Annotated in this window: 16 protein-coding genes, 1 tRNA gene and 3 pseudogenes; 10 read left to right on the forward strand and 10 right to left on the reverse strand. The window is 60.3% G+C overall.

What is annotated here, in order from left to right:
• The first annotated feature begins 18 nt into the window (after nt 1–18).
• On the forward strand, nt 19–543 hold the full coding sequence (locus tag F4X57_10325; protein ID MYC07549.1) for a hypothetical protein: 525 nt from the start codon (nt 19–21) through the stop codon (nt 541–543).
• A gap of 157 nt (nt 544–700) precedes the next feature.
• Here the strand turns inward: F4X57_10325 and F4X57_10330 are convergent, their stop codons facing one another.
• Both F4X57_10330 and F4X57_10335 read right to left on the reverse strand, forming a co-directional pair.
• Nucleotides 701–979: a hypothetical protein gene (locus F4X57_10330; GenBank protein MYC07550.1), complete on the reverse strand. Its 279-nt coding sequence runs from the start codon at nt 977–979 to the stop codon at nt 701–703.
• 57 nt (nt 980–1036) lie between these two features.
• Entirely contained in the window at nt 1037–1600 is a 564-nt protein-coding gene (locus tag F4X57_10335) for an amino acid ABC transporter substrate-binding protein (protein MYC07551.1), read from the reverse strand.
• Nucleotides 1601–2066: 466 nt separating this feature from the next.
• Between F4X57_10335 and F4X57_10340 the strand changes: the two genes are divergently transcribed.
• Complete coding sequence (locus F4X57_10340) at nt 2067–3104, forward strand: hypothetical protein (protein MYC07552.1); 1038 nt, start codon at nt 2067–2069, stop codon at nt 3102–3104.
• Between the two features lie 121 nt (nt 3105–3225).
• Here the strand turns inward: F4X57_10340 and F4X57_10345 are convergent, their stop codons facing one another.
• The 4 genes and pseudogenes from F4X57_10345 to F4X57_10360 form a co-directional block, all read right to left on the reverse strand.
• The gene (locus F4X57_10345; GenBank protein ID MYC07553.1) at nt 3226–4056 is read right to left on the reverse strand and encodes a trypsin-like peptidase domain-containing protein; all 831 of its coding nucleotides are present in this window, start codon (nt 4054–4056) and stop codon (nt 3226–3228) included.
• A gap of 280 nt (nt 4057–4336) precedes the next feature.
• Nucleotides 4337–4630 (reverse strand): annotated as a pseudogene (locus F4X57_10350) (hypothetical protein).
• Between the two features lie 1552 nt (nt 4631–6182).
• Nucleotides 6183–6365, reverse strand: a pseudogene (locus F4X57_10355) (hypothetical protein).
• 501 nt (nt 6366–6866) lie between these two features.
• Nucleotides 6867–9311, reverse strand: coding sequence for a response regulator (locus F4X57_10360; protein ID MYC07554.1), 2445 nt, complete (start codon nt 9309–9311; stop codon nt 6867–6869).
• Nucleotides 9312–12186: 2875 nt separating this feature from the next.
• Between F4X57_10360 and F4X57_10365 the strand changes: the two are divergent.
• Nucleotides 12187–12870, forward strand: a pseudogene (locus tag F4X57_10365) (type VI secretion system tip protein VgrG).
• A 369-nt stretch (nt 12871–13239) separates the two neighbouring features.
• On the opposite strand, the gene F4X57_10370 reads toward F4X57_10365, so the two are convergent.
• Nucleotides 13240–13458 (reverse strand): hypothetical protein, encoded by a 219-nt coding sequence (locus F4X57_10370; GenBank protein MYC07555.1) that lies wholly within the window; start codon nt 13456–13458, stop codon nt 13240–13242.
• 352 nt (nt 13459–13810) lie between these two features.
• Between F4X57_10370 and F4X57_10375 the strand changes: the two genes are divergently transcribed.
• Nucleotides 13811–16945: a hypothetical protein gene (locus tag F4X57_10375; GenBank protein MYC07556.1), complete on the forward strand. Its 3135-nt coding sequence runs from the start codon at nt 13811–13813 to the stop codon at nt 16943–16945.
• A 139-nt stretch (nt 16946–17084) separates the two neighbouring features.
• Complete coding sequence (locus F4X57_10380; GenBank protein ID MYC07557.1) at nt 17085–17714, forward strand: hypothetical protein; 630 nt, start codon at nt 17085–17087, stop codon at nt 17712–17714.
• 566 nt (nt 17715–18280) lie between these two features.
• Here the strand turns inward: F4X57_10380 and F4X57_10385 are convergent.
• Both F4X57_10385 and F4X57_10390 read right to left on the reverse strand, forming a co-directional pair.
• Nucleotides 18281–18460: a hypothetical protein gene (locus F4X57_10385; protein MYC07558.1), complete on the reverse strand. Its 180-nt coding sequence runs from the start codon at nt 18458–18460 to the stop codon at nt 18281–18283.
• A 64-nt stretch (nt 18461–18524) separates the two neighbouring features.
• Nucleotides 18525–18600: transfer RNA gene (locus F4X57_10390), tRNA-Ala, on the reverse strand.
• A gap of 261 nt (nt 18601–18861) precedes the next feature.
• Between F4X57_10390 and F4X57_10395 the strand changes: the two genes are divergently transcribed.
• The 5 genes from F4X57_10395 to F4X57_10415 all read left to right on the forward strand — a co-directional run bounded on the left by F4X57_10395 (nt 18862) and on the right by F4X57_10415 (nt 24290).
• Entirely contained in the window at nt 18862–19959 is a 1098-nt protein-coding gene (locus F4X57_10395; GenBank protein ID MYC07559.1) for a mandelate racemase/muconate lactonizing enzyme family protein, read from the forward strand.
• 236 nt (nt 19960–20195) lie between these two features.
• Nucleotides 20196–20603 (forward strand): hypothetical protein, encoded by a 408-nt coding sequence (locus F4X57_10400; GenBank protein MYC07560.1) that lies wholly within the window; start codon nt 20196–20198, stop codon nt 20601–20603.
• 73 nt (nt 20604–20676) lie between these two features.
• Nucleotides 20677–21318 carry a 50S ribosomal protein L25 gene (locus F4X57_10405; protein MYC07561.1) on the forward strand — a complete coding sequence of 214 codons (642 nt, stop codon included), beginning with the start codon at nt 20677–20679 and terminating at the stop codon, nt 21316–21318.
• Between the two features lie 78 nt (nt 21319–21396).
• Nucleotides 21397–22656: an MFS transporter gene (locus F4X57_10410; GenBank protein ID MYC07562.1), complete on the forward strand. Its 1260-nt coding sequence runs from the start codon at nt 21397–21399 to the stop codon at nt 22654–22656.
• Nucleotides 22657–22892: 236 nt separating this feature from the next.
• Complete coding sequence (locus F4X57_10415) at nt 22893–24290, forward strand: FAD-binding oxidoreductase (GenBank protein ID MYC07563.1); 1398 nt, start codon at nt 22893–22895, stop codon at nt 24288–24290.
• Here the strand turns inward: F4X57_10415 and moaC are convergent.
• Nucleotides 24278–24760 (reverse strand): cyclic pyranopterin monophosphate synthase MoaC, encoded by a 483-nt coding sequence (gene moaC, locus F4X57_10420; protein ID MYC07564.1) that lies wholly within the window; start codon nt 24758–24760, stop codon nt 24278–24280. The genes F4X57_10415 and moaC overlap by 13 nt on opposite strands.

Genomic DNA, 24760 nt, shown 5'->3' on the forward strand with positions numbered 1-24760 from the left:
ACGCCCGTGCGCCGAGTGATGAAGAATATTTCCAGCCGTGACGAGGGGTTGACGGGACGTGAGCTGAGGCAGGATGTAAGAGCCGAAGCAGAACTGCTAGTGAGAGAGGGCAGCATTGCGACACCGCAACTGGTGAAAAGGCTCTCTTCGATGCCGGAACGCAGGTTAGCAGTCCGTCCCTACATATCGGACGCCGCGGCGGCCGTCGTGTATCTCAACGCGGACGAGGAGGCCCGGCTGACCATCGCTCAATGCACCGTTGAACTGGACGAACTCGGACAGTTCGTAGAAGAGCAGGTGGCGGCAAGGTGCGGCGAGGACTGGCTCCTGATCCCTCCAGAGCGTCTCGACTACATCGATCTCACTCCCTGCCAGATAGTTAGCGCATCCACCGCCCTCATTCCGTTTCTCGAACATGACGACGCGAACCGCGCTCTCATGGGCTGCAACATTCAGCGACAGGCGGTTCCTCTGCTGCATCCACAGACGGCTCTGGTCGCCACCGGGATTGAGGTGGATGTGGCTCGCGACAGTGGTCATTAGGTTAGAGCCGATGCCAACGGCACAGTGATGTCAGTTTCCGCCGGTCGCATCGAGGTGATGCCCGACAGCGGTGGTGGAATGCAACGCTACGAACTGCAGAGTGCCATCCGGTCGAACGCCTTCAATGGATAGGACAGCGTCCTATCGTCAACCGCTTTCATCGCGTGGAGGCCGGACAGCCTATCGCGGACGGTCCCGCCACAAGCGAGGGCGAACTCACGCTGAGCGCTTCGAGTAGGTCGGCCTCGCCTGTCTCACTTCCGAGATAGACAACCTGGGGCATGCTCTCCGAGGGAGGACGCATGATGGACCTTTCCGCTAGATTGGCAGACTCATTGGCGAAAGTGATGACGTAGTCCTGGCTGCCGTCTGCGACCACCGCGCCGTGCGGTGTGTCAACCTGCACGCCAGGCGAGAGAACGCCATCCTTCCCCACAAGTCCCACAAGCTCCAGAAGGCGGAATTCTCCTGTAGTGCCTGCAAGGGCGCCAATTCAGACGTCACTGGTCAGGTCGGCATATGAGGCTAGGCGTTCCGAGTCTTCTGCCCTCACGAGTAGCGACTGGCGAAAGGCGATGTGGCCGGAGGTGAATAGGACTACCTGTTTGCCTGCGGCGTCGCGTCGCCTGGAGTCGAGAATCGTGATGCCTTCGCCAACAATGTCGTAATCTGGGCCCGCAGACTGCAGCCAGATGTCATCCCAAGGTGCGATGCCGCGACGGGAGAAGGAAAGCCCCGTGCCCTTCATGGCCTCGAGCGCTGTGAGCAGGTCCGCCTCGTAGCCGACGTGAGTGTTGAATCCCTCTGAATTGGGATCTTCGTCGGCACTGTAGCTGACGGGAGTGAAGAAGGCGTAGAAGCCGACGTTGAGAACACGGCTTCCGTCGGTGCATGCTTTCGGCGAAGCGGCACCAGAGGAGCAGGCGGCAAGCGAAAGAACCATCACGCCACATAGGATGGCATAAGCGGTGAACGGACGCAAGCGAAGTGGAGTCATGTTAATCGCTTTGGGCATCATCCCGCCAATCGACGGCGGATTGTCGCAGCGTGCTTTCAATGGTTATTCTAGCATGCCGAGTTTGGATGGCCCCTGCGTCCAGCTCATACCGCAACAGCAGTCGTCAGTTGCGAACGCTTCAACGTGGTTTTCGCCAATATTGCATCGTTTGGGTGAGGCAGTCAGTGTACGCTTCTGCCGAAGAGAATGAACCGAACAAGACTGACCCAGGCGACACTATACCAATAGGCGACACACTTGGAATCACAAGAATCTTAGTAACACTTCCTGATGAGCAGCAGGCCGGCATCTGTGGTTGATGTGTAACAGGGGTCAGGCGGGGATTGTGTTATCTTGACTGAGAATAGGTCTGCGCTCCAGCGGTTGGTCAATATATGAACGTAATAACTCGCTGAAAAGAATGCGTCACAGCTAAGAAACAGGTGCCGTAAGTCCAGCATCTCCTTCACTTCTGGAAAGGACTTTCAGTGCAATCCCGAATTCTGAACACAGTTGGAAGTGAGATATGGGCCTACGTCACTTTTACATTGCCAATACTAACGCTCCCGAGCTCTTGGAGCTTTTCCTGATTGCCGGTGTGGTGTCCGTGCTGGGGATACGCGCCTTCTTGGCGCTCACCGGATACCCACAGATAGGTGGAGACGGGTTGCACATCGCGCACATGCTTTGGGGCGGGCTTTTCATGACTTTGGCGCTGCTTTTGCTGTTCTCCAGTCTCGGACAGGCAGTGCAAAGGTTCGCTGCCATCCTGGCGGGCATCGGCTTCGGCACATTCATCGACGAACTAGGCAAGTTCATTACGAGCGACAACGACTACTTCTACCAGCCGACTATTGGGCTGATATACATCATATTCATCGCAATCTTCCTGACACTGAAGGCACTGAAGCGCCGTGAATCGATAAGTCCAGACGTAGCGCTTGCCAATGCCCTCAATCGCCTGGAGCTTTCGACTGATGGCAAGCTTGATGCCGAAACCAGGCGCGAAGCTCTTGAGCTGCTACGGATGTCTGATGCCGCTAGCCCACTTGCGCGTGTCTTGCACTCTTACGTGCAGAGCGCGCCTGAGAAGAGCGGGGCGGAAGCCGGCTGGTACTTTTCGGTACGGGACGCGCTGTTTCGCCTTTACGGGCGTATAGCTCTGCATCGCTGGTTCACTCCGGGGCTTATTGTTCTTTTCGTTGCCTTTGCGGTGGCGCAGCTCGCCGTTACTATCTTGTTGGTATTGGCGGCATTCGCGTTCGACATTCAGGCCGCCATGCTGACATTCATGGAATGGGTGCATGTCGGCTCGGCAAGCGCTTCCGCCGCACTGGTGGCAGTGGGAGTGTGGCGCTCCCACCGGTCCAGGCTCACGATGTTTCGCTGGTTCCAGCGGGCGGTTCTGGTAAGCATATTCCTCACGCAGGCATTCGGCTTCTTCCTCATGGAGTTCGCTGCGCTCGGTGGGTTGGTTCTGGACATCTTGATCTATTCCGCGCTAGTGCTGATGATACAGCGCGAACAGGACACGGAACTCAGGGGCGAAGTTGCCAAAGTGTGATTCTTTGCGATCCGCAATCGAAATGCAGATACATCGCGCCTCCGCACACGACAGCATCTCGTCCCTAGTACGCGTATAGCGGTTCGCCTGCGTCATAGCCATCAAGAAACATCGCGCAAACTTACATCAGCTCGGATATGGCCATCTGGATTGTCTCGAATATCGTATCCATAGGTACGACTCGCACCAAATCTCCCGACTCTTCTATGTGGGGTGAATACCCATCACTCGTCTCGGCACCTTCAATCTGAGAGAATGTTCTTTCGCTAATCATCCCCACAATCACATTGCGATTAAGTGACATATCATCACCGTACTCACCAAGGATATGCAGGCAGTCCGGAATCGACACAACGGGGCCGCCGCTCATTCCAGGAAACCCGTGCCCATCGACTAAGAAATAGTCCATCTCCTCTCTAAACCATCCTTGAATCTGTGCTATCGCTCCTAACCGAACCACAGGGTCATCCTGACTTACCTCAGCCCAACCATAAGGAAAGCCCATAAGGACTACTTGTTGACTCTCTTCCAGTTGATATTTTTGCATCTCTTCCCGAAGACAGTCATTCTGACCTGCTACCGCCCACTTGTAGAACTCATCCTTACTTAAAGGGTAGTTTAATTTATAGACTGCCACATCAGCATCAGTATGCCTATACCAGTTATCATCATCCACGTCTATCACGTAATCAAGGTCGACATAAATTCGCACTCGTATAGAGTTTCTAGTTTGTATCATCGAGCCTACATTTTGATTCTCCAATACATGCTTAGCCGTAACTAGCCATACATTCCAAGTTGATTCCGACGTAATATCAGATCCTAGCAACTCACGAACACCCGTATCACGAACTGCGTACAAGAACCCAGACCCTATTGGCTCCGAACTTGAAGGTTCATCGCCATCAAAAATAGCGACTACAAACCTACGAAAGTTTTTGTCCAACAGCATATCGTCTCCTTTTGCCAAGTAAAGTATGAATTTCTCGCTGAATATCCTTCCGTAGCGTTGCCACTATTGGCATTGCCGTTACATTCTAATTCCACCGTCGCCTACGCCACCTAACACCCCCAATCACACCAAGCGGCGCAAGCAAAAGCATCAAGTTCGCGGCCCCCGCTCCCGCAGGCACCGCGCCCACCAAATTGCACCCGCCGCCCGTCGGCGCATCATCCTGCCGCGCATCCGCATCAGGCCCCGGCGTCGCCGTCACCACCACGACCACAACCTGCGGCGTCTGCGTAGGCGGCGCGGGCGTCGCCGTAGGCTCCGGCGTAGATGTCGGCGCGGGAGTGTCCGTAGGCATCGGCGTATGAGTAGCCGTAGGCGTCGGCGTCATAGTCGGAGTCTCAGTTGGAGTAGCCGTAGGTGTATGCGTCGCTGTCGCAGTAGGCGTCGATGTTTCCGTAGGTATCGCAGTCTGCGTAGGTGTCGGAGTAATCGTAGGTGTGCTGCTCGGCGTGGCCGTCGCGGTCGGAGTCGGCGTATCGGTAGCAATCGGTGTTGGCGTTGCAGTCGGCTGCGGCCTGCCGTGCTGCGGTCCGAACTCCCACCAACTCGCATGCCCGCTATTGTCCAAGTCGGCCTTTAACGCTGGATACTGGATTGAAGTGCCGAAGTCCCACACATCATCGACACCCGTCGTTTCGTCGTAGTCCTCATCGGAGTTATCCAAGTCTATGAGCCAGTCGGCATAGATGCCAGTGTAGTCCGTTGGCGATTGCAACTGTTCGGCGCTCATAGCCATAATGCCAACCGCAGACCCTTCACCCACGGCCGCCAATTTGACAGAGGACTCTCTCAACCAATAGCTGGCCGTGATGGCGCTTCCTTCCACGTTCCGCCCGACGAACCCGCCCACAAACTCAATGTCGGCTTCACCAGATACACTCACATCACTCGTGGTGAAGCTGAATCTGATGCCACCACTATTGCTGCCTACAAACCCACCTGTTTCAAACTCACCTAAAACACTGCCCGCAGAGTAGCACGACGCGACGGTTCCACTATTGACGGCTATAAGTCCGCCAGAGACGATACCTGTAGCTTTCCCAGTGGCGTAACTTGAGACGACGCTACCACGGTTCCTCCCTACAAGCCCTCCAGAAATCTCACTACTGGAAACATCACCGATTGAGTAACTAGCTGCTATGCGACCGCCGTTATTCCCAACAAGTCCGCCAGCAATTTCAGCCCATGCACCTGATACTCCGCTAATGTTACCGACAGCGTAAGCAGACTCAATACTTCCGTGATTGCTCCCCGCAAGACCTCCAACACTCTTTCCCCCTGACGTGTCACCCGCGGCGTAACTGAATAGGATGCTGCCACTATTTATTCCGATAAGCCCACCTGCAGCGCCATTGTCTCCACTCGAGACACTACTAGTAGAGTAACTGTGTGCGATGTCGCCGCCGCCACTTCCCACAAGTCCACCTACGACACCTCTGCCTGATCCTAATAAGGTGGCAGTAGAATAACTGGATGTGATGCTGCCATCGTTTATTCCTACAAGCCCTCCAACTGTATCGCCGTCGCTCGAAACCCTACCAGTCACATAACTGGATGTGATGGTACCGCGGTCTGTGATTGTGCCGCGGTAATGATTGAATCCAACAAGACTACCAACGATCTGTCGGCCTGTTATATCAACGTTCACCAATCCTATTCGCCCGATGATCCCTTGATTAAGACCAATAAGGCCACTAAGCGGTGGGCTGTTATTTCCCGTCCGATTGATGTACAGATGTCTAATCGTACTTTCATTGCCTTCAAGAGTGGTTCTAAAGGCCTCCTTAACCGTGAGTCCAATCGGCAGCCACCCATTCCCGCTCGTCCATTTACTGTTCACTGCGCCCGCCGCGTAGCTCCCCGCGCTCTTGAAGTCCAGGTCTCGCGCCAGCTCATAGCCCCGGCAGCCCTCCGAGCAGCCCATCCCCTCCGCCGCATCCGGAAACGCAGCGAAGTATCGCTCCGCATTGCCCCCATCATCCACGACGCCATCCCCATCCAAGTCCCACCGCACCGCGTCCAACTGCTCCAGCCACTCGATCTCAATCAGCCCGTCATCGTCCGCGTCATAATCCACCGCCGACTGCGCCGCAACGCCATTCAGCCCTGCCATCGCCCCTAACATCAGGGCAATCGACAAGGCTGTAATTACAGTTGTTGTAAGGGCTTTCTTTAAGTGGAGCATATGCAGAAGAACCAGGAAAATTACGGTTACATAATCCGGTTAGGCAGCAGGAGCGGCCAGAGTATTTGTCGTTGACCGGCGGCTACTTCATTATGGACTTCTCAAAGTCGCGCTCTGGGTTTGCGCAGCGCGTGAGAACGCGGTTAGCGACAGTTGACATCGCGGACTCCTCGATGAAAGGAGCCGGCACAGCAGTGGAACTGCAAGGGGAGTTATATTGCCAAGTGTTATGCATCTGATTCCGCTACGTCCCGCTTGTGGGTGTGGCATCTTCAAGATTATCTTCAGCTACGCTCGGCAATAACTGAAGACCCTCATCGAGCAGGACGTCATAAACTCTATAGGCTGCACCTCTGGGCAATGTTACACAGAGTAATGGCAATTAATCAAGATATGACAGAAAAGTTGTTTCTAGGGCAGTGAATTCGCTTTCTGTCTGATAGTGTGAGAGGCGGTGCTGACCGTCGTGGACAACGACTAGTGCGAGCTGCTGCCGGGGTGCCGCGACGACCCGCCCACCCGCTAGTAACGCTCGCAGCGGAAAGCCCGGCGCGCTCTGTTGTCGTTATGAAGTAAGGGCGTCCGGTTCAGGGCGTTGAGGTTCCTCACCCGGCGTTTCCCCCGCGAGCATCCGGTAGCCCACACGTGGCTCGGTGAAGACGTAGGTGGGGCGGTCCGCGTTGTCACCCAGTTTGCGGCGCAGCTTACTCAAGATGGTGCGTATCGGCCGTACGTCCTCGCTGTTCTTTCTGTCCCAGACCCGCTCCAGCAGATGCTCGTAGGTCAGCACACGCCCGGCGTTTGCCGCAAGCTCGGCCAGTAGCCGGTACTCCAGCGCCACCAGGGGCACCGGTTGTCCCTCCAGAAACGCCCTGCGCCGTGCGAAGTCAACGGTCAGATCTCCATACACATAGGGTTCCGACGGCTCGGACACTTCACGCCGGCGCAGGGCAGAACGGATGCGGGCGGCAAGCTCAGTGGCAGAGAAGGGCTTGACCACGTAGTCCACGGCCCCATGGTCGAAGGCGCGGGCGATGAGTTCCTCCCGCCCATAGGCAGAGATGAAGATGACCGGCACGTCCGACACCTTGAGGATGGCCTCCATCAGTTCCACGCCGTCGGCATCGGGCAGCATCAGGTCCAGCAGGGCAAGCCGGGGCCGCTCCTCTTCCATCAGGCGCAGCGCCTCCTCCGGGTCCCCGGTCACCACCGGCCGGTAGCCCGCCGCGGCGATGGCGTCGCGGACATAGGCGAGTGCCTGTGGGTCGTCGTCCACCGCCAGCACCGGCACCTGCCCTCCCGTCTCCACCGCCCTGCGCTGCGATGAACGGGTCGATACCGGGTCAGGGGCGCTGCTACCGACTTCCCCGATAGTGGGAAGTGTGAATGTGAAGCGCGCGCCAAGTCCAGGGCCGTCGCTCTCGGCACGGATGCGGCCCCCGTGAGCCTCCACGATTCCCTTGCAGATTGCCAGTCCTAAGCCCGTGTCCCCGCCCGGCTCCTCCGGCCTGCCCCCGGAGAACTTGCGGAACAGGTGCGGCAGCCGCTCCGCCGGTATGCCCCGTCCCTCGTCTGACACCGTAACCGCCACGTGAACCTCCTCCCGCGCGGCAGCCAGCCGGATGACCGAGCTCGGCGGGGAGTGGTGCGCCGCGTTGGTCAGCAGATTCACCAGCACCTGCACGATGCGCCGCCGGTCCGCCATCACCAGAGGCAGGCCCGGCTCGACGTCGATCTCCAGGCGGTTGCCGCCGCCTGCGCTGCCGAATGCGCTCCTGGCACGGTCCACCAGCAGGGACACCTCCGCCGGTTCGGGGCTGACCCGCAGCGCGCCCGTCTCGATGCGCGCCACGTCCAACAGGTCGGAGACCAGTTCGTTCATGTGGTCGGCCTGGTCATCTACGATCCGAAAGAACTGGCGTACCAGCGAGGGATCCATGTCCGTTGTCGAACCCAGCACCGTGGCGGCGGAGCCCTTGATAGAAGTCAGGGGCGCGCGCAGCTCGTGGCTCACCATTGCCAGAAAGTCGGCGCGCAGCCGCTCCACTTCCTCCAGCGGCGTCATGTCCTGCATGGTGACCACCACCGACTCGACCGTACCATCCTGCCCGGGAATGGGTGTTGCGTTGAGCAACACCGTGACCTGTCTCCCGTCGGAGACCCGCAGGACTATCTCCTCGGCCCGCACCATCTTCGCGGCGCTCAGAAGCTGGGCCATGGGAAACTCCTTCAGTGAGACTTCCCTCCCGTCGGCACGCCGGAAGGTCACCACCTCCAAGAGGTCTTCCGGCGTCTGGTCCGGGTCCCGCAGGATGTCCACTATCCTCCTCACCTCGCGGTTGATGGACTTAGGGGCTCCCGTTAGGGCGTCGAAGACCACAACGCCCACGGGTGAGGTGTCTATCAGCGCCTCCAGGTCGGCGCGGGCGCGGCGCTCCTCGCTGTGGCGGCGAGCATTGGCGATGGCAAGCGCCGCCTGGGAGGCGAAGAGCACCAGCGTGTCCTCGTCCTCCTGGCTGAATCCCTCCTCCCCATGCTTGTCCGACAGGTAGAGGTTGCCCACCCGTGCGCTCTCGAAACTGATGGGCGCGCTGAGGAAGCTGCCCAGCGGTTCCAGCGGCGGACCGATTACCGGCAGCCCCAGCGCCTCGGTATAGGCGGAGAAGTCGGCTATCCGCAGGGGTTCGCGCAGGCTGCCCAGGTAGGCGAAGATCTCCAATCCTCCGGGCAGGTTCACGAAATCCCGGTGTGCCTCCTCGGTCAGGCCCGAAGTGAAGAAGGCCTGGAACTGCCCCGCATCGTCTATGACGGTGAGCCCGCCCCGGCTTGCACCGGTGAGCAGGCGCGCACAGTCCACCACTCGTTGCAGGACGGTGTCCAGGTCCAGGTCCTCGGTGATGCGCAGGCTTGCCTCGCTCAGGCGTGAGAGGCGCTCCCGCAGGGCTGCTATCTCCGTGTAGTGCCGTTCCTCTGGGTTCATTCGGTCTCCTCCGTAGGTGCGGGCATGCATGCTCAGCCCGCAGGATTCTGAGCTAGTGAGGGCAATTATGCCAGAATTTCCGATATGTTACAAGACATCATAGAAATATCACACTATATCACCCATATGTCGCATATGCGGTGATATAGTTTCACGTAGATTTCTGCTGGTAATGGAAGACAACAGGTGCTTTCCAACCGTGCACAGCCGGAGGGGGTGTCGCCGCCACTGACGCCACCCGAACTGACCCCCTCCCAGAGGACAGGCGGCCCGTATGAGAAAGCCAATGCGCCCAATAAAGTGGACGGTGTCCCATAACATAAACCGTTTCCGTCCCGCCATCATCATCCTGACCGCCGTGGCGGTCCTCGCCGTATTCCTGGCTCCGGCGTGGTTCGGTGTCTCCATGGCGCAAACGCCGCCCGGGATGCAGGTGACGGTGACGCGGCCGGCGACGGGCTCGGTCTCCGATCGGCTCCAGAAACTCGTCGTGTCGTGGACAGACGTTCAGGATGCAACCAGCTACAACGTGCAGTGGAAGTCGGGCAATGAGGCCTACGACAGCAGCCACCAGCACACCGTAACCGATAACGACCCCAATACCGGAACCTACACCCAGGACATCACCGGGCTGCAAGGCGGTACGGACTACACGGTGCGGGTGGTTGTGGTGCTGATCGGCGGAGAGGAAACCCAGGTCCTGGGCGAGCAGACGACCGCGCCCTGGCCCAGCGAGATGACGATTGAGGGTGACACGGTGAACGAGGGGGAGACCGCCGAAGTGGTGGTCAGCTTCCATCCCGGGGTGATGCAGCAAACGACCCTGTTTTACCGGACCATTTTTCAGACTGTGAGTCCTGGCCTGGCACAAGGGTCTCTTGACTTCTGCGAAATTCCGGTTTTTAGCAAACAACAGAATGAAAACACTTTTGCTGAAACCGAAACTTTGGACCCGGGTACGGAGACATACACTTTCGAAATCATTACGCAATACGACGATCATATGGAAGATGCTGAAACAGTGCCGGTGCAGGCTGATGTGAACCTTCTCAACACTTGGATTACCGGAGGCACCGAGGGCACTGCTGGGGAGCGCTTGGTCACCACGGATGTAACGATTAAAGATGTCCCCGACACGTCCCCGTCATTCGGCACTGAGCAGGTAATGGATCAGAGCTATGTGGTCGGCACACCCGTTACTACGCTGACCCTTCCCGCCGCAACCCGTCCCGACGCAACCGACTGGATGCCGGACGACGACGGCGCGCTAACCTACACGCTGACGCCCGGCCTGCCGGAGGGCCTGATGTTTGACTCGGATGCGCGGGAAATCACGGGCACGCCGGGCGAGCCCCTGGGGCAGACTGAATACATACTGACGGCAAGAGATTCCGACCGCGATCGGTTTGTGCAATGCGACCCGCACCCGAATTACCAAACCGGGGATGACGATTTACCGGTGAGCGATACGGCCACTCTGACCTTCTCCATCACCGTCGCATCGCCTCCAACCTTTGGCGACGCAACGGTAGATGACCAGGTTTACACCGTGAACGAGGACATCGGCACGCTGAACCTGCCGGCGGCTACCGGAGGCAGCGGCGCGCTGACCTACACGCTGACGCCGGACCCGCCGGACGGCTTGCGGTTCGACGCCAGCGCGCGCACCCTCTCCGGCACGCCGACCACGCCGCAGACGGCGACCGAATACCAGTACACCGCAACGGACGAGGACAATGAAGTGGTGACACTGCCCTTCAACATCACCGTCCTCACCTCCGGCGAGGCCCCAATCTACGACATGGACAAAGACGGCCTCATCGAAATCACCAATCGGGAGCAGATGAACGCCGTCCGCTACGACCTGGACGGCAACGGCGTGGCAGACGATGAGGCTGACGAGGCGGCATACGCCCGGGCTTTCCCCCCGATTATGGGCGATATGTGCTCCGGCGCCTGCAAGGGCTACGAGCTGCTGAACAACATCACCCTATCCGGTTCGTGGACGCCCATCGGCGGGAACCTGCATCACGAGGAATTCTTCGATCCCGCGGAGTACCGCGCCATCTTCGACGGCAACGGTCGCATCATTTCCGGCCTGCGCGTCAGCCTGGGCGACCGGAAGTACGTGGGCCTGTTTGGTGCCATCGGCGGCGGAGCCGTCATCCGCGACCTGGGTCTGGTGAACGTGAACCTATCCGCCCGCACCGAGTCGGGCGCACTGGTGGGCCGGAACGGCGGCACGATAACCGGGACCTGTGTCACGGGCAGCGTGTCCGGCAACGCCCACGTGGGCGGCTTGGTGGGCAGCAACCGCGGGACCATCGAGAAGAGCTACTCCAAAGCCGAAGTGAAGGGAACAACCGCTCGGGCTTCCGGCGGCGAGCAGTTAACCGCTGTGCGGACCGCCGGCCTGGTGGGTCTCAACTACGGCGCGGTGAGGAATACCTACGCCACGGGAGGCGTTACCGGGGATGGGCACGCAGCCGGCCTGGTGGGTTGGAACAATGGCAGCGGCAGAGTGGAGAACAGCTACGCCACAGGCAGGGTGACCTCTCAGTTCCCTACCTCAGCCGGAGGTCTCGTCGGCTGGCAGACCGGCACGGTGACCAACAGCTACTGGGACACCGAGACCACGGGCCAGACCGACGGCGCGGGGCAGGGCGACGTGCCGGAAGGCAGCGGCAAGACCACCGCCGAGCTGCAAACGCCCACTACCAACGGCGGCATCTACGCCGGCTGGAGCGCGAGCGTCTGGAACTTCGGCAAAGCCAGCGAGTATCCTTATTTGCGGGGCGTGATAGCCTGCGGGACGGTGACGACCATGTCCACGCCCGTACCCAGCCCGGAGCCGACATCGAGGCCCACACCACCACCAACACCTGTGGCAACGCCGACATCGAGGCCCACACCGCCACCAACACCTATGGCAACGCCGACACCGACACCTACGCCGTCGCCAACACCCACCCCTACGGTCACGCTGACACCTACCCAGACGCCCACTGCCACGCCGACACCTACACCTACGTCGTCGCCAACGCCGACACCGACGGTCACGCTGACACCTACCCCGACGCCCACTGCCACGCTGACACCGACACCTACGGCCACGCCGACACCGACACCCACGTCGTCGCCAACACTCACTCCTACGGCAACGCTGACACCGACACCGCCGCCTACGGCCACGCCGACACCCACACCGACGGTCACGCTGACACCTACCCCGACACCAACCGCGACGCCTACGGCAACGCCCACCCCCGATCCGACGGCCACGACCGTATCGCGCCGGGAGTCCGACCGGAAGCCCACGTCGTCACCAACACCGACGGCAACGCCGACACTGACACCTACGTCGTCGCCAACACCGATGGCAACGCCAACACCGACGCCTATGACAACACCCACCCCCGAGCCGACAGACGTGCCCGTATCGCGCCAGGACTCCGCCCCGGAGCCGATGTCGTCGCCAACACCGCCACCTACGGCAACGCCGACGTCCACGCCGACACCAACACCGACGCCTACGACATCACCCACGCCTACGGCAACACCCACCCCCGAGCCGACAGACGCGCCCGTATCGCGCCAGGACTCCGCCCCCGCGCCCACGCCGACGTCCACGGCGACGCCCATACCGACGGCGCCGCCGGAACCCTCGCCCACCGCCACGGGGACGCCCACCCTGGCTGCAGTGCTATTGGATGCCCCCGGCGCCCCGTCGGTTGACAGCGCGTTCTCCTCCCGCGTCAGGGATGCCCTGGCCAGCTTGGTGACTGATCCCCGCCAGCGGCTCACTCTGCTCATCATACTGGCACTGGTGGCACTGGGGGGCGCCGCCATGTTCGCCTACCTGCTGCTCCGGCGGCACTGACAGAGGGTAGGCCGCTCAGATAGGTGAACAGCTCCGGTCCTCCGGGCAGGTTCGTGAAGTTCCGGTGTGCCTCCTCGGTCAGGCCGAGGTGAAGAAGGCCTGGAACTGCCCCGCGTCGTCTATGACTGTGAGGCCTCCCCGACTTGCCCCGGTGAGCAGGCGCGCGCCGTCCACCACCCGTTGCAGCACGGCGTCCAGGTCCAGGTCCTCGGTGATGCGCAGGCTTGCCTGGCTCAGGCGGGAGAGGCGCTCCCGCAGCGCTGCATTCTCCGCATCTCGGTGGTCTTCTGTGTTCAAGCGGTCACCTCCGTAGGTGCGGAACGTCCATCGTCTCTGCCCTCAGATTTTCGAGCTATCGGGGGCAATTATGGCGCAATCTCGGAAAAGTCATAAGAAGTAATGCAAATGAAACATAATATAACATATAGATTGCGCGAATGGTGGTACAGTACCTCGGCGGTTTGTAACAGTGGAGGCCAACGCTTGATTTTCAAGCGGGCGCAACCGGAAGGGGCGTCGCCGTTGGCATTGGAGCCACTAGGAACGCCGCCCGTGCTCTGAACACTAGGAATAGAGAAGGATGAAGATGAACAGAAGGAACCTGCCATTCAGCCCATTTGTACCCCTGAAAATCAGGAGGGTGAGCTTCTTGCGAAGGCCCCTGCCGCTAGTGGCGGCTCTCCTCCTGGGCCTGCTTGCCGCCGGACTGGCGGCCCTGCCCGCGCCGGCGGCGGCCCAGACGTCAACCAACCCGTCCAACTACGACGCCGACGGCGACGGCCTGATCGAGATAGGCAGCCTGACGCAACTGGACGCCGTCCGCTACGACCTGGACGGCAACGGCGCGTCGAGCAACACAGCCTACGCCGCCGCCTTCCCGGTTGCCGACGGCGGCTCGGTCTGCCCCAGCGGCGCCACCTGCACCGGCTACGAGCTGACGGCGGACCTGGACTTTGACACCGGCACGGCCGGCGACCGCACCGACGACGCCTACTACGACAGAGGCAAGGGTTGGCAGCCTATCGGCAGCAACTACTCCCGATTCACCGGCGTCTTCGATGGAGGCGGCCACACCATCGCCAACCTGTTCATCAACCGCTCCACCAGAGATTATGTGGGCCTGTTCGGCATAGTTGGCAGCAGCGGCAAGGTGCGGAACCTGGGGCTGACCGGCGTATCCGTTACGGGAGCTTTCGCGGTGGGCGGCCTGGCCGGATACAACAACAGTGGAACCATCAGCGCCAGCTACGCTACGGGTTCGGTCAGCGGCACTCTCCAAGTGGGCGGCCTAGCCGGACGGAACAGTGGAACGATCAGCGCCAGCTACGCCACGGGTACGGTCAGCGGCACTGGCTACCCGGGCGGCCTGGTCGGATGGAACTCCTTTGGTGGAACGATCAGCGCCAGCTACGCCACGGGAACGGTCAGCGGCACTGGCAACAACGTGGGCGGCCTGGCCGGAGACAACGACCTTGGAACGATCAGCGCCAGCTACGCCACGGGAACGGTCGGTGGCACTCTCCAAGTGGGCGGCCTAGCCGGACGGAACAGTGGAACGATCAGCGCCAGCTACGCCACGGGAACGGTCAGCGGCACTCGCAACAACGTGGGCGGCCTAGCCGGACGGAACAGTGGAACGATCAGCGCCAGCTACTTCGACACCCAGACCTCCGGGCTAGCGGTTGCCGTGGGCAACGACGACGCCGACAACAGCGGGGCCATCGACGGTACTGAGACCGCCACCGCCGGCGCCGAGGGCAAGACCACCTCTGAGCTGATGCCCCCCACCGGCTACGCCGGCATCTACTCCGGCTGGAACCTGGACCTGGACGGCGACTCCCAGCCCGACAGCCCGTGGGACTTTGGCACGGCGTCCCAGTATCCGGCCCTGAAGGCGGACTTCAACGGCGACGAGACCCCCACCTGGCAGGAGTTCGGCTACCAGGTCCGCAAGCTGCTGCCCTTGAGCGCAATGGCCTCCAACGATTGGAAAGCTTTGCTAAGTTGGCCGGACATAACGGAATCAGCATGGACGAAGACTCCGGAGGTTTCCTACGCTCTTTACCGGGACGGCGCGGCGGTTACGGACTATGACGGCAGTTCCCGTTCCTACACCGACTCAGGCCTGACCGACAAGAAGGAATACGCTTATCAGGTAGTCCTGTTGCTGAACGGTGGGGAAGCCCGTCGCAGCAATGAGGCGTCCATAGTGGCGGAAAACAGGCTGGGCTTCGGCGAGGAAACCATAGACGCCCAGACCTTCACCGAGAACGCGGACGTTGGAACGGTGACGCTGCCCGAAGCCACAGGCGGCGACGCGCCGCTGACCTACTCGCTGACGCCGGAGTTGCCTGCGGGCCTCTCGTTCGACGCAGCGTCCCGCACTATCAGCGGCACGCCGTCGGAGCCGCAGGACGCCATAGAGTACACCTACAAGGTGACCAATGAGGCGTCCATAGTGGCGGAAAACAGGCCGGTCTTCGACGCCGACGATGACACGGCATCGCTGACTTTCACCATCGCCATCGCCAACAACCCGCCGGTCTTCGGCGCGGCAACCATCGATGCCCAGAGCTACACCGAGAACGCGGACGTTGGCACGCTGACGCTACCCGAAGCCACAGGCGGCGACGGGGCGCTGGCCTACGCGCTGACGCTCGACCTGCCTGCGGGCTTGGCATTCGACGCGGCGGCCCGCACTATCAGCGGCACGCCTACCGAGTCCCAAGCGGAGACGGAGTACACCTACACCGCCACGGACGACGACGGCGAGACGGCCGAGTTGACCTTCACCATCGAGGTGGAGGTCGAGCCGGTGGCGGTCACCGAAACGGCCATTGGAGAAGGGTATGACACCCTCATCAACGCTGCGGAAGCGGAGGACGGCATCGCGCTGACCGGCAAGGCAACCCCGGGCGCCAGCGTCTCGGTGAGCTACGACGGCCAGGTACTTGCCACCACCACCGCCGACCCGGAGACCGGGGAGTGGAGCGTCGTCATACCCGCCGACTCCCTGCCAGAGGGCGCGGTGACGGTGGCCGTGGCGGCCAGCATGGAGGACGGGCGCTCCGCCGAGGTTGACTACCAGTTCAGCATCGACCGGATAGCGCCGGAGGTGACTCCGGTAGAGCTGGTGATGAGCCCCACCAACGACTACACCCCCGAGGTGGTGATTTCCTCCTCGGAGCCCGGAACCGTGGTTTACGGCGGCAACTGCGGCGACGCAACGCCGGCGGCAATCGCCACGGCGGACACGGATACCTGGCTCACCTACCCGCAGTTGCCGGACGGGGAATACTCCGGCTGCTCGATAGCGGTCACCGATGCCGCGGGCAACACGGGCCACCCGGCGGTGCATCCGTCCTTCTGGGACATCGTGGTGGACACGCAGGCGCCGGTGCTGGAGTCGTCAACCGTGGACCCCAGCGGCGACATAGTGCTGCGGTTCTGGGAGGAGATCAGCTGGTTCAAACAACCGGACATCGGGGCCTTCACCGTGCTGGTGGACGGCAGCAAGGAAGTGACGGAGGTGGTGTTCCTCGCCATCGGCTGGCACGGCACCGGCCACGACTGGACGGAGGTGCTGCTGGAGCTGTCGCGGCCGGTGCCGGAGGGGGCGGCGCGGGTGGTGGTGACCTACCATCACGTGGACACCCTCAGCCCGTTGCAGGACCACGCGGGCAACCTGTTCCCCTCGGGAGACTACCAGGTGAGCCTGTACGACGGGCATCGCGACCCGCGAGGGGGATCCCGCGACTGGCTACACGGTAACGCTGGACGTTGAGCCTACGGAGAACGTGGTCATCGTGGTGTCCAGCGACAATCCCGACGTGAAGGTGGAGCCGGCCAGCCTCACCTTTACCACGGACAACTAGCAGACGGCGCAGGCAGTAACGGTCAGCGTCAGCGAGGACGACGACCGGGTGGACGACTCGGCCGTCATCAGCCACGCGGCCAGCGGCGCCGACGAGTACGACGGCATCCCCGTGGACTCCGTGGCCGTCAGCGTAGCCGACGACGACAGCGAGCGCGAGGTCCTGCGGGACTTCTACTTCTACACCGGCGGCAGCGACTGGACGAACAACACTAACTGGCTGAGCAACCGGTCCCTGGACCAGTGGCACGGCGTAACCGTCAACGGCCAGGGGCAGGTGACCCAGTTGGCGCTGGACGAGAACAACCTGGTCGGCAGCCTGCCCGCCGAACTGGGCAACCTGTCGAACCTCACCCGCCTTGCGCTGAATCGCAACAGCCTCACCGGGGCCATACCGTCGGGTCTGGGCAGCCTGTCCAACCTGAGCATCATCGGACTGGCGAGAAACAACCTGAGCGGATCGCTCCCGTCCGGGTTGGGTAGCCTGCCGCTCACCCGGCTGTCGCTGCACGACAACACGGGCTTGAGCGGCGCGCTGCCGTCAGGGTTCGTGAACCTGGCGAACCTGCAACGGCTTGCCATCGCGAACACGGGCCTCTGCGCCCCGAACACCGAGGCGTTCAGCGACTGGCTGGACACGGTGTCCGACAAGCCGGGCGGAGTGCAGACCTGCGAATGACGGGGCTAGCCAGATAATCACGCGCCTAAGAGCGCAAAGGAGCAGGTAGTGGAGGGACCCTGCCTGCTCCGGCTAGTTCCTGGGGTGCAGCGCGGACAGTGTGGCGGGCGTTCCTAGAGCTAACTTCGATATGTCAGAAATAGCCGTGGGAAATTACACTGTAGGTTCACCGTTCCGGCGCGGATTGGCTGCCCAGCACTTAAACGCAAGAGGACCCGCAGCAAGTAGTTCGGCAACCTGCTTCGGTACTTTCGCTTAGGCGCCAGAGGACCCAGCCTCTAGGTACAACGGCGGCCCGAGGGGCTGCAGTTCGGAATCTCCCTCGAAATGAGATCACAAGCCTGCCCCACATCGTCGAATGACGTTGAGGCCACCCCGGCTGGCCCTGGTCAACAGGCGCGCGACGCCCTGTGCCGGAGACTGGATGCATCTAAGTCCACGGTGAGGCGCTCCCGCAGCGTTGCTATCTCAACTCTTGCCGGTCTTCTAGGTTAATCGGCATCCCTCGTAAGTGATGAGGACAGTTATGCGGGAAGCTCAGGAATGTGATAAGAAGTCACTTCCTATCAATTTGTCAGAAGAGTCAGGTACCATACGAGGATTGTCGTAGCAATCAGAAATATCATCACCGACCTGGCATAGCCGATGGCGACGATTCCGCCGAGCAGGTCTCTTGCGATGACTAGGAAAAACTTCAGGGTGTACAGATAGAGCAGTTCTCCCATGAGTTTGAACTGCTCTGCCACAAGTTTCAGCTCTTTGAGCAAGTCGTCGTTTCCCCGTCTACTATGCGGTTCATGTCCGTTCTGATGGTGGAGCTGAGGGGACTCGAACCCCTTACCTCTTCAATGCCATTGAAGCGCTCTCCCAGATGAGCTACAGCCCCACCTGCGCTTGCAAGCCGTTGGGTCCGGCCCGCCAGAGGTAACGATAATATAGCAGACGATAATGCTGTAAGCAAGAAATTGGCGGCGCGGGCAAACGTCGACATACAGGATGGGCGGGATGGGCAAGATGACCGGATAGCGGCTCATCCTGCCTAATTCCTCGTGTTCCTCGGGCTGACGCGCATTTCCAATTGAAACGCTATAAGATAGATGGATTACGCGCGCATTACCGTTTCAGAATAATTACGAAGGAGAACGATATGAAAATTACTGATGCCTCTATGGAGATTTACCGCTGGGACAGGCCTGTGCCTATTCGCAATGGGATGTACACTTACCCGACCGTCGCGCTTAATCTTATCAAGATTGAGACGGACGCGGGCCTCACCGGGTACGGATATATGGGCGGCGAGCATGTTACCGACGAGATGACGATGGGCGTGTTCGACAATATGAAGCAGTTCGTCATCGGCAAGGACCCGTTCGACAACGAGCGTATTTGGGACGAGATGTGGCAGCCTAAGCTCGTCGGCAGACGCGGGGTGTCCACGCGAGCCATCAGCGGCATCGACATCGCGCTCTGGGACATCAAGGGCAAGGCGACCGGCACGCCCGTGCACAAGTTGCTCGGCGGCTTTACCGACCGCATACCCGTCTATATCGCGGGCGGATACTACGAAGAAGGGAAAGGTTTGCGCGAACTCGCAGCCGAGATGGAGACCGCCGTCGAGATGGGTTCGAACGCGGTGAAGATGAAGATAGGCGGCGCTCCCATCAACGAAGATGTGGAGCGCATCCGCACGGTGCGCGAGGCTGTCGGACCTGATGTGAAGGTGCTGATGGACGCCAACTGCGCGTATCGCTACTATGAAGCAATTGAACTGGCGCGTAAGGCGGAACGCTACGATGTCTTCTGGTTCGAGGAGCCGGTGAACCCGGACGACTACGAAGGTCATCGGCTCATCAGCCGCTCAACATCCATCCCGGTTGCGACCGGCGAGAACGAGTACACGCGATACGGATTCCGCGACCTTATCAATAACCGCTGCGCCGCGATAATACAGCCGGATGCGCTGATAATGGGCGGCGTGAGCGAGTTCATGAAAGTCGCGGCATTGGCTTCCGCGCACGACCTACCCATCGCGCCGCATGGCAAGCAGGAAGTTCACATCCACCTGGTATCGGCGATACCGAACGGGCTGATACTGGAATACTATGCGGGCGCGTTCGACCCGATGCACGGCAAAGTCTTCGAAGAGCAACTCGAAGTCGCAGAGGGTCATGTGCAAGCGCCCGACCGCCCCGGCTTCGGCTTCACTCCTAACTTCGCAGCGCTGGCGCCGTATCGTGTGATGTAGAGAGACACTTATACAATCACCCAAGTATCTTGTCATTCCGAACGCCTGCGAGACGGCGATTTTCGGCAGCAAATGCCCTGTCTGTGCTACAATTGGATGTCGTTGATGTAGAGGAATTTGCCGTTTATCTCCCCGTTCTCCATTCCGCTTATGGGAACATCTTGGAGAGCAGTTATGATGGGCATGAATCGAATTGACGATAGCCTTATGTCTAACAAGATGAAGTGCGGTTCTCAATGACCACAAACGACGGACGAAGCGTGGAAGACTACACGGCGCAGGCGCTCAAGTTCCTGGCGCAGTCGGACGCTGAGTTCGACAGCGGAGACGATCGGCAAGGCGCGGAGAAGCTATATGGCGCGGCGACACAAGCCATCATAGCCGCGTCCAAGCAGCGCGGATGGGGATACCGCTCGCACCGAGCCAATAAGAACGCCACACAGCGGCTCGCAGCTGAGTACGACGACGAATCGCTTGTTTCAGGGTTCGGCATCGCCGAAAGGTTTCATGTTCACTTTCATCATGGCGACCTAGAAGACTATCAAATGGCTATTGACCGTCCCGTTGTCCGCAACTATGTCCAACGCATGGTTGACCTCATCAACGATTACGAATTGAACGGACACAGCCGACCACAAGACTAGGCGATACCGCCAGCACTGACTTACCGAACAGCTGAAATACTGACACACCAAACACACACAGGAGCACCGCAAAATGATGGATGTGCATTCCCTAAGCCTGTCGCAGCGTACTGTGACGGGCAAGAAGGTCAAGCAGCTGCGCAGGCAGGGCATATTGCCTGTGCATATGTACGGCAGCGGCATTGATGCTCAGTCGCTGCAAGGCACGGCCGGCGAACTTCGCCGCCTGTTGCCGCAAGTGGGCACGAACGTCCCCGTGTCCATCGAGGTCGAAGGCTCTGACCAAGAGAATATCTGCTTCGTGCGCGAGGTGCAGCGACACCCCGTAACCGAAGACCTGCTGCATATCGACTTTATGCGCGTGGATGTTACGCAGACCATCAGCGCGGAAGTGCCCATCACGCTCGTGGGCAGCGCGCCTGCTACTCAGCAAGGCGGCACGTTGCTGCAATCGCTCACCAGCCTGCTTGTTGAGGCACTGCCGATGGACATACCCGTGTCCATCGAGGCGGACATCAGCGGCTTGGACGACTTCGACAAATCCATCGTCGTCAGCGATATCTCGGTCGGCGATAATGTTGCGATCCTCACCGATAGCGACGAGTTCGTTGCCAGAGTCGCCGCGCCACGCGTCGAAGCGGAAGACTTCGGCATTGACGAGCTCGAAGACGAAGAGATGGAAGAGGGTGAAGAAGACGAAGAAGTCGAAGAATAACTCGAACCAGACCGATGGCACGGACGAGGGCGGCGCGCTGCGTCATCCTCGTCCGTAGCCTTCCTAGGCCGGCATTACATGATTGCAATCAGGCGTCCCGCCGTAACGCCGCGAACACAGGCGTTTTCGGCAGGTTTCCGGCGCACATTCGAGTCTCTCGGCAACTTCAACTTCGCGCTGCTCTGGGTGGGCATGCTTTTCCTGATGGCGGGCACGCAGATGCAGATGCTCGCGCAGGGCTACCTCGCCTACGAAATCACCGGCAGCGGCACCATACTCGGCATCATCAACCTGGGCATCGCCGTGCCGCTGCTCACGGTGCCGCTGTTCGGCGGCGCGCTCGCGGACAAGATCGACCGCAAACTTCTGATTCAGGGCGCGCAGCTTGTGGCGGCGCTGCTGGCGCTCGTGCTCGGCGTGATGATAGACACCGAGGTTATCGCGTGGCAGCACCTGATGATTTCGTCGATGGTGCAAGGCGCGCTGTTCTCGTTCATGATGCCCGCGCGACAGGCAATCATCCCGCAGCTCGTCGGGCAGAACCGCCTGACGAACGCGATGGCGCTGAACGCCGCGGGCATGAGCGCGATGTCCATGGCGGCGCCGGCCGGAGCGGGCTTCCTATACGACTGGGCAGGCGCGTGGAACCTGTACTATGTCATCGCCGCGCTCAGCTTCATCGCGGTCGTGCTGACGAGCCTCATCAACACGCCGCGCGATACCGCGCCTAAAAAGCAGACGGCGATGGTGCGCGACATTTGGGACGGTATAGCGTATATATCGCAGCGGCGGATTCTGGTCGTGCTTCTGATAGTCGGGCTGTTAACGACGATATTGGCGATGCCGTTCCGCTTCATTCTGCCCGTGTTCGTGGTGGACATTTACAAGCAGCAAGCGGACTCGATGGGTCTGCTGACGGCTATAATGGGCTTCGGCGCGATGGCGGGCGCGATGTATGTCGCCGCCATCGGCAGGAAGAACCGCGGCATGCTTCTGATATTATCCAGCCTGCTGTCGGGCATCGGGTTGCTGCTGGTCGCAGCTATCCCGATATACTACGCCGCCACCGTCATAATGGTAATCCTGGGCATCGGAGACGCAGGGCGGATGTCGCTGAATCAGGCACTGCTAATCGAACTGTCCGACAACGAATATCGCGGCCGCGTGATGAGCATTTTCATGCTGAACTTCGGCTTCATGCCGCTAGGCACATTCCCGGCCGGCTTGATGATCGACTATCTGGGCGGCCAAGCCGTAGTCGGTATGATGGGCATAGGATTAGTAGCCGTAACCGCCGGCATTTTCGTCACCCAAAAGCAACTGCGCGGTATAGCATGAGTGGACTGACATCGATGGGCATGATGGAGAGGATAATGGGGTTGGACGGCGCCACAGGCTACGTGGATGCGGCGCGTTCATGGGCGTCGGTTTTCGCGGCTCGCTCTGCGTCCTTCCGCTCTCCTTCTTCCCATATCTCCACCGCCTCTGCGAATAGCGTGCGAACCTCTTCCTCCGTATCTCCGGCAACGATTATCCATGGTACGAATCGTTCAGGTAGTTTTGAGGAATAGGCGATGCCGATAGTGAATGATGTTCACTCGCAGCTGAATGAGACGGAGATGCGGCGGGTAGTGAGGCCGGGGTCGGCTGCGGAGTTGCAGCGGGTGGTTGCTGCTGTGCGGGATGAAGGGGGCAGTCTCAGTGTTGCCGGCGGGCGGCATGCCATGGGCGGGCAGCAGTTCCTTGATGGCGGCACGCTGTTGGATATGCGCGGCTTGAATCGCATTATCTCTCTGGATTCCGAACGCGGATTGCTGCGTGTTGAAGCGGGCATCATGTGGTCGGACCTCGTGAGCGGACTGCGCGATATGCAGCATGGGCAGCAACGGCGCTGGAGCATCGTGCAGAAGCAGACTGGCGCGGACAGGCTGAGCATCGGCGGCGCGCTGGCGGCAAATGGACATGGTCGCGGGCTGACATACAAGCCCATCGTGCAGGATGTCGAGTCGTTCGATGTGGTGGACGCGGCCGGTGGCTTGCGCCATTGCAGCCGCGCGGAGAATGCCGAGCTGTTCAGTCTTGCCATCGGCGGCTATGGCCTGTTCGGCGTGATATACGAGGTTACGCTGCGGCTACAGCTCGCCCACAGAGTGCGCCGCGTCGTGGAAATTACGACCATCGACAGGCTCGAATCGCTGTTCAGGCAGCGCATCGCGGACGGCTTCACATACGGCGATTTCCAGTACAAGACGGACGAGACATCGCCGTGTTTCCTGCGCGACGGCGTGATGTCGTGCTACATTCCCATGCCGGAATATGATGCGCCGAAGCCGGAGTTGGACGCGCCGCAGCCGCTCAATATGCTCAGCGAACAGGATTGGCGCGGGCTACTGTATCTGTCGCACGCGGACAAGGCGCGCGCATTTGAGCAGTACGCAGGCTTTTACATGAGCACGGACGGGCAGACATACGACAGCGACACATTCCAGCTGAGCCAGTACATAGACGACTATCACCGCGAGTTGGACGCCATCTTGAACTCGCCGGTGAAGGGCACCGAGACTATCACCGAGCTGTATGTTCCGCTGCCGTCTCTAGCGGACTTCATGGACGCCGCCGCGCGAGAATTGAACCGGCGCAAGGCGAATGTCATCTATGGCACGATACGGCTAATCGAGCGCGACGACGAGACATTTCTGAATTGGGCTAGGCGGCATTACGCCTGCGTCGTATTCAACCTGCATGTGGATCACACCGACGCGGGCATAGCGCAGACGGCGGACGCGCTGCGAGCGCTAATCGACCTAGCCACCGAGCGTGGCGGCAGCTACTTCCTGACATACAACAAGTTCGCTACGCAGCAGCAGCTTGCACGCTGCTACCCGCAGTTCCCGGAATTCTTGGCGAAGAAGAGGGAGTACGACCCGGACGGCGTGTTTTCAAGCGACTGGCTGCGGGCTTATTCGTTGTAAAAGTCGCCGCTCTGCCCACCGCTCTTTCTTATTAGGCGCACTGATTCGATTTGCATGGCGCGATCTACTGCTTTGCACATGTCGTAGATGGTCAGGGCGGCTATGCTGACGGCGGTTAGCGCTTCCATTTCGACGCCCGTTTTGCCGGTGGTCTTAGCCTCGGCGGTGATGTTCACGGCGTTGGCGTCCGAGTCTAATTCAAAATCGACGGCGATGCGGCTGAGGGGAAGCGGGTGGCAGAGCGGGATGAGAGTCGATGTCTGCTTTGCGCCCATAATGCCCGCTATTCGGGCTACAGCAAGCACATCGCCCTTGTCGAAGGCGTTGTCGGCGACGAGGCGCAGCGTTTCAGGCCGCATCACCACGCTGCCTGCAGCGATCGCGATGCGCTCGGTGTCCGGCTTGGCGCTCACATCAACCATACTCGCGTTGCCGCTTTGGTCAATGTGGGTTAGGCGTCGTTCGGTCAT

The organism is Chloroflexota bacterium, from assembly GCA_009840355.1.
Classification (GTDB): Bacteria; Chloroflexota; Dehalococcoidia; order Lucifugimonadales; family JADFKI01; genus Bin90.

What these genes read in the sequence shown, in the direction of transcription:
- F4X57_10325 (MYC07549.1), top strand. Translation starts at nt 19, where the DNA reads ATGAAGAATATTTCCAGCCGTGACGAGGGGTTGACGGGACGTGAGCTG.
- F4X57_10340 (MYC07552.1), top strand. Translation starts at nt 2,067, where the DNA reads ATGGGCCTACGTCACTTTTACATTGCCAATACTAACGCTCCCGAGCTC.
- F4X57_10345 (MYC07553.1), bottom strand. Translation starts at nt 4,056, where the DNA reads ATGCTGTTGGACAAAAACTTTCGTAGGTTTGTAGTCGCTATTTTTGAT.
- F4X57_10360 (MYC07554.1), bottom strand. Translation starts at nt 9,311, where the DNA reads ATGCATGCCCGCACCTACGGAGGAGACCGAATGAACCCAGAGGAACGG.
- F4X57_10395 (MYC07559.1), top strand. Translation starts at nt 18,862, where the DNA reads ATGAAAATTACTGATGCCTCTATGGAGATTTACCGCTGGGACAGGCCT.
- F4X57_10400 (MYC07560.1), top strand. Translation starts at nt 20,196, where the DNA reads ATGACCACAAACGACGGACGAAGCGTGGAAGACTACACGGCGCAGGCG.
- F4X57_10405 (MYC07561.1), top strand. Translation starts at nt 20,677, where the DNA reads ATGATGGATGTGCATTCCCTAAGCCTGTCGCAGCGTACTGTGACGGGC.
- F4X57_10410 (MYC07562.1), top strand. Translation starts at nt 21,397, where the DNA reads ATGATTGCAATCAGGCGTCCCGCCGTAACGCCGCGAACACAGGCGTTT.
- F4X57_10415 (MYC07563.1), top strand. Translation starts at nt 22,893, where the DNA reads ATGCCGATAGTGAATGATGTTCACTCGCAGCTGAATGAGACGGAGATG.
- moaC (MYC07564.1), bottom strand. Translation starts at nt 24,760, where the DNA reads ATGACCGAACGACGCCTAACCCACATTGACCAAAGCGGCAACGCGAGT.